At 38.7% G+C, this 11912-nt stretch carries 9 protein-coding genes; all 9 read left to right on the top strand.

Features of this window, described 5'->3' with window-relative positions:
• The first annotated feature begins 150 nt into the window (after positions 1-150).
• The 9 genes from galU (at position 151) to PBAT_RS08420 (ending at position 11869) form a co-directional block, all read left to right on the top strand.
• Positions 151-1056, top strand: a complete 906-nt coding sequence (galU, locus tag PBAT_RS08460; protein WP_068648487.1) for a UTP--glucose-1-phosphate uridylyltransferase GalU — start codon at positions 151-153, stop codon at positions 1054-1056.
• 36 nt (positions 1057-1092) lie between these two features.
• Entirely contained in the window at positions 1093-2334 is a 1242-nt protein-coding gene (gene wecC, locus PBAT_RS08455) for a UDP-N-acetyl-D-mannosamine dehydrogenase (protein WP_068648485.1), read from the top strand.
• Between the two features lie 70 nt (positions 2335-2404).
• Positions 2405-3499 (top strand): L-threonine 3-dehydrogenase, encoded by a 1095-nt coding sequence (tdh, locus tag PBAT_RS08450; protein ID WP_068648483.1) that lies wholly within the window; start codon positions 2405-2407, stop codon positions 3497-3499.
• A gap of 60 nt (positions 3500-3559) precedes the next feature.
• Positions 3560-5545, top strand: a complete 1986-nt coding sequence (locus tag PBAT_RS08445; protein WP_068648481.1) for an alginate lyase family protein — start codon at positions 3560-3562, stop codon at positions 5543-5545.
• A gap of 38 nt (positions 5546-5583) precedes the next feature.
• Positions 5584-6930, top strand: coding sequence for a phenylacetate--CoA ligase family protein (locus PBAT_RS08440; RefSeq protein WP_068648479.1), 1347 nt, complete (start codon positions 5584-5586; stop codon positions 6928-6930).
• Positions 6927-8042 (top strand): glycosyltransferase family 4 protein, encoded by a 1116-nt coding sequence (locus PBAT_RS08435; protein WP_068648477.1) that lies wholly within the window; start codon positions 6927-6929, stop codon positions 8040-8042. Before PBAT_RS08440 ends, PBAT_RS08435 begins: the two co-directional genes overlap by 4 nt.
• Positions 8029-9510: a lipopolysaccharide biosynthesis protein gene (locus PBAT_RS08430; protein ID WP_068648476.1), complete on the top strand. Its 1482-nt coding sequence runs from the start codon at positions 8029-8031 to the stop codon at positions 9508-9510. Before PBAT_RS08435 ends, PBAT_RS08430 begins: the two co-directional genes overlap by 14 nt.
• A 45-nt stretch (positions 9511-9555) precedes the next feature.
• Positions 9556-10677, top strand: a complete 1122-nt coding sequence (locus tag PBAT_RS08425; protein WP_068648475.1) for a GNAT family N-acetyltransferase — start codon at positions 9556-9558, stop codon at positions 10675-10677.
• The gene (locus tag PBAT_RS08420; protein WP_068648474.1) at positions 10667-11869 is read left to right on the top strand and encodes a hypothetical protein; all 1203 of its coding nucleotides are present in this window, start codon (positions 10667-10669) and stop codon (positions 11867-11869) included. Before PBAT_RS08425 ends, PBAT_RS08420 begins: the two co-directional genes overlap by 11 nt.
• The last annotated feature ends 43 nt before the right edge of the window (positions 11870-11912 follow it).

Raw genomic sequence — 11912 nt, 5'->3', positions numbered from 1 at the left:
TTTTTTTATATTTCGGGATGGAAGTATGACCTATGTTGTGACCTGACACTATAGCTCATACTTTCATCTCTGATGGATAATCAAGCAGAAGTAAATGACTTATTAAAACATCATAGCAAAGCGATTAAAACATCTGAGGAGGATCCACCAGTGGGTAAAGTGAAAAAAGCGATCATTCCAGCCGCTGGGCTGGGCACACGATTCTTACCAGCAACAAAGGCCATGCCTAAAGAGATGCTGCCCATAGTTGATAAGCCCACGATTCAATATATCGTAGAAGAGGCGATAGCTGCTGGGATTGAAGATATCATCATCGTAACGGGCAAAGGAAAAAGGGCGATTGAAGATCACTTCGATAATGCGTTTGAGTTAGAGCATAATTTGATGGAAAATGGGAAATTGGATTTGTTGGAGCAGGTGCGCAGGTCCTCGAAAGTAGAGATTCATTATATTCGTCAAAAGGAAGCTAAAGGGTTAGGGCATGCCATTTGGTGTGCACGTAATTTTATCGGAAATGAGCCTTTCGCGGTGCTATTAGGAGACGATATCGTTCGTTCAGACATTCCTTGCATTGGGCAGTTAGTAAGCCAATATGAGCAACACGGATGTTCTGTGTTAGGTGTCGCCCCGGTGCCACGTGAGCAGAGCCATCGCTACGGTATTATTGATCCCATTGGTTTATTGGGAAACACGGGTCGAACCTATTCATTAAGGAGTGTCATTGAGAAACCTACCCCTAAAAATGCACCCTCGAATCTAGCTATTATGGGACGATATGTTCTTACACCTGAAATTTTCAATATTCTTGAACACCTAGAAGCTGGCTATGGTGGTGAAATACAGTTGACGGATGCGATTCAGAAATTAATTACGCTTCAGGGTGGTATTGCATATGAGTTTGTTGGTGATCGGTTTGATGTTGGTGAAAAATTGGGTTTTATTGTAACGACCATTGATTTTGCACTTCAGCAGAAGGAAATCCGATTACCATTGTTACTAGAAATGGAGAGAATCTTACAATCGGAAAAGGTAGGCCAATTATTTCGAGAGATGTGAAGAGTAATCTAATATTGGAAAAAGGTAGGCGCATACATGGATAAGATAATATGTGTTGTGGGGCTTGGATACATAGGACTTCCAACGGCTAGTTTACTTGCGATCAAAGGATTTCAAGTGCATGGCGTAGATGTGGATCAGCATGCGGTGGAATTAATTAGTCAAGGAGAAGTTCATATCTATGAGCCTGATCTGGACATTATGGTTAAAGCTGCCGTTCAAAGTGGCCAACTTCATGTGTCAAATGAGCCTATTGAGGCTGATATCTTTATTATTGCTGTGCCTACGCCATTTCAAGAGCAGTATAAGCCGAATATTTCTTATGTGCATCAAGCGACAATGGCGATTGCTCCTTATTTACGTCCTGGAAATATTGTCATTCTTGAATCGACGAGTCCTATTGGAACGACAGAGCGGATTACGAATTGGATTCTGGAAGCGAGAAGCGATTTGAATATTTCTGAATCCGTGCATGCGGTATGCGATCGTATCTATGTCGCGCATTGTCCTGAACGGGTTATGCCAGGTCAAATTCTAAGGGAACTTGTTGAGAATGATCGGATTATTGGTGGGATCGATCACCAATCTACCTTAAGAACAGTAGAATTCTATAAGCAATTTGTAAGTGGGAAGATATTGGAGACGAACGCTAGAACAGCTGAAATGGCAAAGCTTACGGAGAATTCCTTTCGCGATGTGAATATCGCATTTGCTAATGAGCTTTCACTCATTTGTGATCATTTGAGCATCAATGTATGGGAATTAATTCGACTTGCGAATCACCATCCTCGGGTAAATATTCTACAACCTGGTCCAGGCGTAGGAGGTCATTGTATTGCTGTGGATCCATGGTTTCTTGTAGATGCTGCGCCAGAACAAGCGAAACTTATTCATACCGCGAGAATGGTAAATGACTATAAGCCGGGATATGTTGTTGAACGGGTGAAAGAACGTGCTGAAAGGTTTAAGGAACCTGTAATAGCATGTTTGGGGCTTTCTTTTAAAGCGAATATTGATGATCTTCGTGAAAGTCCTTCTGTTGAAATCGTGGAGCATTTATCCAAATTAGGCGTGGGTAGACTTAATGTTGTTGAACCTCACATAGAGGAACTTCCAGTATCTATTCAGCTCGATCATGTTTCGCTGATGGCAACCGAAGAGGCGATACGTAAATCAGATATTGTACTCCTGCTGGTCAATCATGATGTATTTCATGACATTGATCTTAATTTACTGAAAGAGAAAATTGTAATCGATACACGAGGATTTTTTAATTAGTTCAATGGTTAGCGCATAAAGAAATCGAACTATAAATATGTCGCACTAGCGATTAAAGGTGGGAATTCTCGTGGAGAGAACGATGATGGGACTTGTTAAGGAAAGACGAGAACCGGGTGCAGTGTTTAAAGAGGTCCCTGTACCCCAGATAGGCCCAGATGAAGTATTAGTTCGAGTTAAAGCGAGTTCAATCTGTGGAACGGACGTCCATATTTACAATTGGGATGCTTGGGCAGCAAAGACGGTCGTCACACCAAACGTATTCGGACATGAATTCGCTGGTATTGTTGAGACTATCGGAACTCAAGTAAATAATGTAAACATTGGGGAACATGTTTCCGCAGAAGGCCATATGGTATGTGGTCATTGTAAGCCATGTCGAACGGGTAACTCTCATGTATGCGTCAATACAAGGAGTTTTGGAATTACAGCACCGGGTTGTTTTGCTACATATGCTGTTGTAAAGGCGAGTAACGTCATTCACAATAGCCCGGATATGCCATTTGAGTTGGGTTGTTTACAAGATGCACTTGGCAATGCAGTTCAGACGGTACTATCTGGAGATATCGTCGGTAAATCTGTAGCTGTCATTGGTTCGGGGTTGATAGGTTTAATGTCCATCGCCGTGGCAAAGGCATGTGGCGCTGGTAAGATCATAGCGGCGGATATTAACCCATACCGATTAGATATGGCACATAAGATGGGTGCAGATATTCTAATTAACAGTTCAACTACGCAGTTATCAAGAGCTATTCGTGAACATACAGACGGTGAAGGTGCAGAAGTTGTGCTAGAAATGTCAGGTCATCCGGATGCGATTAGAGAAGGGTTTGAAGCAGCAGCTAATGCAGCAAGAGTATCTTTATTAGGTATTCCGACAGAAGATATTTCGCTGGATCTGGGTCGCATTATCTTCAAAGGTATTCGAGTGGAAGGGATTACGGGAAGACGCATGTATCAGACTTGGTATCAAATGAAAGGTTTACTCGACAACGGACTTATTCATTTAGATGGATTGGTGACACATACGTTTAGATTGGATCAATATGAGGAAGCATTTGAGTTGATGCAAAAGGGACTCTGTGGGAAGATTGTTTTTCTTCATGAAGTGTCAAAGACACAAACACTAGAATCTCATCATTATGATCATTCTTTCATTCATTAAAAATAGTTGTTCTAGGTACACATATTTTCTTGTAAATGATCAGGGTTAGGGTGTGAATAGATGTCTTCGTTACGGGTAAAGATCTTGCAACTGAAGGATATGCCACTAGATATGGTGTTGAAAAAGGTCATGTTTAAGATCGTACGGCAAATCCGTTATGGTATACGACGCTACTGGATTCTTGCTGTTCCTATCCAGCTAGACAGATCTCTTATGACTGGTTTCCAAAGTCACGGCCGTCATTTGTTTAATATACAGGACCGGATTCGTTATGTGGAGGGCATGAAGGGATTGAAACAGGAGGAGTCTATACTTATAGATGCGGATCGCATCTGCCTTCATCAATTTAATTTGCTAGGTTCTGGAGAGACAGATCTGGGAGAGAGAATACCTTGGAACAAAGACTTCAAGACAAATGACGTATGGAAGAATGAATTCTATAAACATATCCAAATTATTAATTTGAACAATGCTGCAGATGTGAAAGTCCCTTGGGAGCTTTCGCGTTGTCAGCATTTTTTTACGCTTGGTAAAGCTTACTGGTTAACAAATAATGAGAAATATGCAAAGGAATTTCAGGATCAGTTGGATGACTGGATGATACACAATCCTGTGGAAATGTCCGTGAACTGGACGTGCACAATGGATGTGGCAATTCGTGCGGTGAACTGGATTTCAGGAATTCAATTTTTCTTGAATAGCTCATCCATTTCATCGTCATTCTGGGAACGTATACATACTTCATTGTACTTACATGGACAATTCATGATGAACAATTTAGAGAACACAGGAGATCATACGGGAAATCATTATCTAACTAATCTCGTTGGACTAATTGAACTCGGGATCTATTTCGGTGAGTTTAAGATAACAGACAGACGGAGTAGAAACAATGACCCTCAAGCTTGGCTCCGATACGGAATTGCAGAAATGGAACGGGAGATGTTTGTACAAGTTAATAATGATGGTTCGAATTATGAAGCTTCGACATCGTATCATCGGTTAGTAACGGAATGTTTCTTATACACGACAGTATTATGCGCTCGTAATGAGATTTATTTCACCGAAAGCTACATGCGTCGATTGGAAAAGATGTGTGAGTTCATCCTAACAATACAGAAGCCAAATGGATTAACCCCTATTGTTGGGGATGCGGATGATGGACGTTTACTGATTGTGTCACAATACAGTTCGTGGGTTCGAAATGATTATCGTCATTTGCTAGCCGTTGCGGGCGAAGTCTTCGATCGAAATGATTATCGTATTGCCGGACGTGAGTATCAAGAGGATGCATTATGGATTACAGGAAGCTTTAAGGCTGATCTTGATTCTGTAGAATCAAGATTACAATCGGTGGCGTATCCGGATGGAGGATATTATGTGCTACGTAATGAGCGAGTCTACTGCCTCATTCGTTGTGGTGAGTTATCCTTCCATGGACAAGGGGCACATAGCCACAATGATCAATTGAGTTTTGAATTACAAATTGATGGGTTGGATATTATGATTGATCCCGGATCTTATGTGTATACAGCGGATTACCGCAAGCGGAATTTGTTTCGCAGCACTTCCATGCACAATACGATAGAAGTCGATGGTGAAGAGCAGAATGACTTTGATGAGTTAGTGCTGTTCTTATTGAAAGAACAGACATTTGCAAATTGTGAATTATTTGATGCTAATCATTTTGTCGGAAGCCATGAAGGATACGTGAAGAAGTGTGGGGTCATTCATCAGCGGGAAATTCATTTATCAGATCAGACGCTTGAAATCATTGATGTTCTGAAGCCAATGGAATCATTGAATACAGAAGTTCCTACTTACTATGCTTACTATATACTGGCACCTGGTGTGGAAGTTGTTCAACATGAGGATCAGATAGAATTGCGGCATCAACATCTTACAGTAGAGTTGTCGAATTACGCTGCGTTAGATATAGAAATACATAACTGTTGGGTATCCAGTCAATATGGTGTGCGTGAATGGAGCAGGGTGATTCGAATGAAGGGGTCTGAGCCTAAGTTGCGTACATTGATTCGTTGGTAAACGAAGAAATGCTTATTTGAAGAGAAGAGGGGAATGAAATGAGTCTTATCAAGGGTATGGCTAAGCAGATATTGTCCCACTTTCCATATCGATATGTAAATGTCGGTAAGGAATTTTATGATTGGTTACATAAGTTTGAGAGTATGAAAGGAATGAACGTTGATGAAATTCGTGAGCAACAATTCAAATCTTTCGTAAATATGGTGAAGCTAGCTTACGAGGAAACAAATTTCTATCGTAAATTGTACGACGATCACGGATTTCATCCGAGTCAACTGAAAGAGTTTTCAGATATACAACGAATTCCTGTAATAAATAAAGCTATGGTTAAAGAGAGCGGTCTTGATATTCTCGTATCGAAGTATGATCCAAAACGATTAACTGTAGGATCAACGAGCGGATCAACAGGAAGTTCATTAACGATATATGCTAATAAAAGAATCGATCAACGTGAATGGGCAGCGACATGTTATCTATGGTCTAGTGTCGGATATCGTCCAGGCGACGGACGAGTAGAACTCAGAGGTTTTTTCTCAGGTGGAGAAGAGTACACGATGGATCATTATCATCGTGTACTCCGAATTAATGTCTCTCAGTTAACAAGCAATAATCTTTCGAAGATACTACAATTGATTCATGATTCAGGGTATGAATATATCCATGGATATCCTTCATCCATAAGTCTCTTTTCCAAATTAGTATTAGAGAATAATGTTGTTAATCAGTATACACCTAAAGCCATTTTATTAGCTTCAGAGAGTTTGTATGAGTACCAAATCGATATCATTCGTAAAGCATTTCCCAACGTAAAATTGCACGCACATTATGGTCAATCGGAGAAAACGGTTGTAGCCGGGTGGAATGGGGATTCCACAGCATATAACTTCCTCCCTTTGTATGGATATGTCGAATTTGATAAAGATACAAATGCCATTATTGGAACATCCTTCATTAATGATGTTATGCCACTTATTCGGTATGAGTTGAATGATATAGCATCCTCTGTGATTCCTTCCCCAGATGAGATAGCCTATTTGTTTCCTACGATTCAGTCGATTGACGGTAGAGTTGGAGAAATCATGTATAAACCAAATGGGGATATGGTATCGTCAGCTTTAGTAGCTATTGCTGTTCGAGGGACAAAGACCGTTACCGCTTGTAAATTAATTCAGCATCAGTACAACGAAATCGAAATGTTGGTAGAATCTTTTCAATCCGAAGATCAGGTTATGGAAGAATTGAAATTAGTTATGGAGAGGCTCTATGCCATTTTTACTGAATCGATGTTGTTCACTATTCACATTGTAGATCATATCTCAAGGGGAGCTTCTGGTAAGTTTAAAAGTGTTGAAGTACGGATAGGACGAGAAGGAGATATCGCATGAAAATTGTCATGATTGGTCCTATGCCTCCACCTATTGGAGGTATTTCTATTCATATCAAACGTGTGGTACAAAGGTTAAAGGAAAAAGGGATCGCATGTGATGTATACAATGAATCGCATGTTCTTATTTCACAAGAAGGAGTATACCCCATTGGATCATACAAAAATTTTGCACTGAAGATTCCCTTTATGAAAGGGGATCTTTTTCATTTTCATTCCATTAGTAGGACCGTAAGAATTTTACTGGGTTTCTATAAAATCTGTGGTAAAAAAATAATCCTTACAGTACATGGAGAAAGTTTAATGGATCAAATTAGGAGTTCGAATCCGATTATAAGAATGATGTTGCTGACAAGTCTGCGATCTATTGATCATATTGTGTGTGTCAATGAAGACAATACTAATAAACTATTAGCATTAGGTTTCGCTCATCATAAAGTCACCACGATTCCCTCGTATATTCAACCTATGGAAAGTGGAGATGATGATGTTACGATAGCAAATGAAGTTTTTGATTTTATAGCAGATTCTAATTTTGTTATTACCGCAAATGGATATATTCGTTTTTATCAGGGACAAGACTTGTATGGGGTAGATCTACTTATTGATCTCCTAAAGGAATTAAGGATAAGGAAGAGAGGGGTTCGTATATTGTTTGCCCTTCTAGGAGTGTCTAGTCAAAATGTAGAGGAACAACAGTATTATGAAGTTCTGAAGATAAGGATTAGGGAGTATGGACTGGAAGATGATTTTCTATTCTATGAGGTTGAGAATACGGAGTTGTATCCTCTTGTGAACAAGAGTCATTTGTTTATTCGACCGACGGTGACCGATGGGTATGGTGTTTCTATTGCGGAAGCCCTCCATAGTGCAATACCTTCAATAGCAAGCGATGTTTGTATGCGCCCTGAGGGGACTAACCTATTTCAATCTCGAAATGTAGAGGATTTATTGCTAAAGGTAGAAGAGATTATGGAACATTATAGCGAACATAAACAAAGGGTCATGAGTCTATCGATGAGGGATTATACCACGGATTTGTTAGATATGTATCAGCAAATTACGGGACAGTTGGACCTAGAAAGTAAAGTGATCATAGATGAATGTAACTAATAAAAAAATGTTTTCAAACGGAATGATTTACTTACTCTCTTCGGTATTGACGCAGTTAATTAATTTATTCCTAATTCCGTTGTATACACGAAACCTATCTCAGGCAGAGTATGGGCACTACGATTTGATTATCAGTGTACAGCAACTCATGGCTATTGCAATAACGTTAGGAGTATATTCTGGTATGATTCGGTTTTTCAATGAGTTTGAGGATAAGAATAATTTAAAAAATACAGCGATAACCTTTTCGCTCATTTGGGGGAGCCTATGCATCGGTATAGCGTATATTGCGAATCCATGGATATATCTGAAGTTGTTCGGCCAAGATCCCAGTGCACACCTATTCATTCCTATTATCGTCATTAGTTCAGTGCTCACTTGTTTGAATACGACTTATTCAAGTTTTCATGCGATGGATTTTAAAGCCTTGAAATCAAGTGCAATTCAATTTTCCACCATTCTCACCACGCTACTATTTGTAATCATTTTTTTTATCCATTTTAAGATGGGAATTGTAGGCATTCTGTTGGCCCAGCTTTGTGGCAATCTATCCGTCTTTATATTTCTTTTCATGATGGATATTCGAAATTTTAAACTGATGTTTAAGCTAGAGCAATTAAGAAAAATGCTTCGTTATGGTTCAGGGTTGCTACTAGGTGATGTGTCTTCTTGGATACTTACCTTAAGTGATCGTTTTTTAATAAAAGGGTATATGAGCTTCTCCTCTGTAGCGATCTATTCTGTCGGATATAAAATTGGAATGCTCATTAATCCCGTATTTATCAATCCATTTGTATCCGTATTTACACCGTTTAAGTTCTCAGTATACAAAGAAGTGGATGGAAAAGAGAAAATTGCTAATATGTTTCGATTATATAATTTTATCGGGTGGTTTAGTGTTCTAGGTCTCTCTCTCTTTGCCAATATTGCTGTTGATCTCGTTGCTCCTGTCGAATACAGAGCCGCAAGCTATTTAGTTCCGATTATCGCACTCTCATATTTCTTATCGGGAGCGATAGCTTTTTATTCGTTGGGGCTTCATATTGCGAATAAAATAAAGGTTAATTCGATGATTACGATCTTCGTAGCGATCATTAATATCATTGCTAATTTGATCTTGATTCCCTGGATCGGCATTTATGGTTCAGCCCTATCTACGGTTATTGCGTATGTTGTAGCAAATGGTTTGTTTTATTATTATGGTTCAAAATACTATAAGCTCGGCTTCGGACTGCTATATCCATATAAATTTTTAATTGTCACGGCTCCATTATACGGGGTCTATTTTTTTTGCATGTCCTACATTCACTTAATTGGTATTGAGATTTTGATGAATATGATCTTATGTGCTGGATATGTCTTGCTAAGCATAAAATTCAATTTCCTATCCCAAGATGAGCTAGCTGGTTTTCTTAAACACTTGAAGTTACGTAAGGTTGACAAGATTGTGATTCGCAGTAGTGATTAGTCTTATCACACATCTGATAATGATTAGAAAAGGAGCTCCATTACTTTGAATACACAAATAAATGTGGTGACAACCACAGAAGATTTCTTGATCATAAAAGAGGACTGGGAAAGAATAGAACAATTGGATCCAGATTTGACGTACTATAGTACCTTTCATTACAACTATTGTTGGTGGCTTACATATGGTCAAGATAAATATAATAAGTTATTTATTATTTGCTGCTATAGGGATCATAAGATCGTAGGTATTGCACCACTTATGATTCGGGAAATCGATAAAAAAATAATCACGTGTCATGAGCTTTGTTTTTTAGGGAAAGGAGATTATTTCAATTTCATAGTGGATAGCAGTCGGTTCTCATCATTGGCCATTATCAAAGATATCTTTCATGCGATTGAGGAGAATTCGAATCGGTGGGATAGAATCGAGCTGACACACATTCAGAAGGATACACAATTACTAAGATATTTACTAAGACACGATAAATATAATCCACATATTAATTATTTAACATCATGTCCGCGGATCGATATTCAAGATTTCACCTCATATGAACAATTTGATAAAGAATTTATGAATACTAAGATGAGGAAAAAACATGAAAAGTTACGTAGCCAAACGGGGTATCGGTTCAAGTTGGTAATGGGTAGCCAGGATGATATCTATGAACGAATATCTCAGGTTCACAAAATGGAGAAGCAATATTTACAACGTGAAAAGGGGAAATCTGAAAGGGCAAGTCTATTTGAAAACAAAAATAATGAAGAATTTCTTAAACGATTGTTTAAAGATAATGATCAGGTGATTACGTTTTTACTTGAAACAGAAGAAGGTGAAATCATAATCTACAATTCTTGTTATTTATATAGGAATGTGCTGTATGGATGGAATACAGCCTATTCTCCAAAGTACTCACATTATCACGGTGTATCGGATGTAATGATGATCGAGATGATTCAGTATTTATTTAAACATGATCATGGAGAACAAATTGATTTCGGAGCTGGAAGTTATTCATGGAAATTCAGATGGACGAGTCGATTTTCGGTGAGTTATTCCTTTTCTATGTGGAATTTACCCACACGGAAAACAAAGATACTTCGATTTCTTACGAAAACCAGAGGTCTAATTCGGGCAGTACGAGGTATGAGTAATGAACATTGAAATTTGTAAATGGTATAACAATGCTAAATCCCCTGTGTTGCTGATGATCGATGATCTTGCTAATACATGGGTGGATACGAATAACAGTGGGTCATTAGATTTGGGAGAGGATTGGGGGTACTTCAAGAATCAAGAAAACTCGTCGTTTCGGTATCTAAATGATGTGATTCTAAAATACTTCCCTAACATAAAAGTAACTTTTTTCGTTCCCGTTGGCGTTCGTGTGGGGATACTTGAGAATCCATTGTTCTGTCAAATATCCCTTCCAATGAACGCGGATGAGGAAAGTAAACAGTTCTTTAAGTCCATTCATGAAAATCCTAATTTTGAACTTGCTTACCATGGAATTACGCATGGGAAAGTTGGCAAACAGGCTACTGATTTTGTTCAAGAGTGGGCTACATTCATGAGTTTAGATGAAGCGAAGAACACAATAAATGAAGGAATTAGCATTTATCACGATGCCATCGGAGTCAAACCACGGGGTGGAAAGTATTGCGGATATACGGGTAATGACTTTTCTGATGAGAGCATTAACCAATCTGGATTTTCATGGTGGTTCAGATATTGGAACCGAGGCGTTTCAAAAGGTGTAGGGGATAGTGATATCTGTGGGCAAGATAAGAACCCCATTACAAATTTTGATGTAAAAAGATTTGGGAGCAATCAGGTTATTGATATTCCATCCACCGTATATGGAGGACTTCTAAACGGCGCTTTGAATCCATTGGATCTATCGATCAAAGGGATCATAAAGAGGATATTTAAAAAGTCATTCATTCGCTGGAAGTTGCGCGAGATTGATTATTTATTAAAACATCATTTGGTCATTAGTGTGCAAGAGCATATAGCTCCTTCAAGAGATGATGGTAAAAGGCAAAGTCCTAATATATTTGATGATCAAGGAAGTCTAATAGGTATCTTTCGTTATTTAGAAGATAAGAACGTGTGGTATTGTACGGGAAGTGAACTGGCGGATTATGTGAATATTCGAGACTGTGTCACTTTAGTAAGTGTGAATGAGAACATCTTTGTGCTGGAGCACCCGGATAAGTATAGTAATCAGTGCATTACTCTAAAGTTCAGTGAAAATGCACCATTTCGAATTATGCTTCCTAATAAGATAAACATCAGTGTCAATGAAGGGTTTGCGAACTTGCCTGTTATGAAAGGTGAATATTTGATTATTTAAAGATCATGACTTTTTGGATCTGACAATGAATCGTTAAGAGGGG

It is taken from the genome of Paenibacillus antarcticus (genome assembly GCF_001637225.1).
GTDB classification, from domain to species: domain Bacteria; phylum Bacillota; class Bacilli; order Paenibacillales; family Paenibacillaceae; genus Paenibacillus_AQ; species Paenibacillus_AQ antarcticus.
The sequence above is the reverse complement of the archived record's forward strand: the minus strand, read 5'-3'. Positions and strand labels throughout refer to the sequence as shown.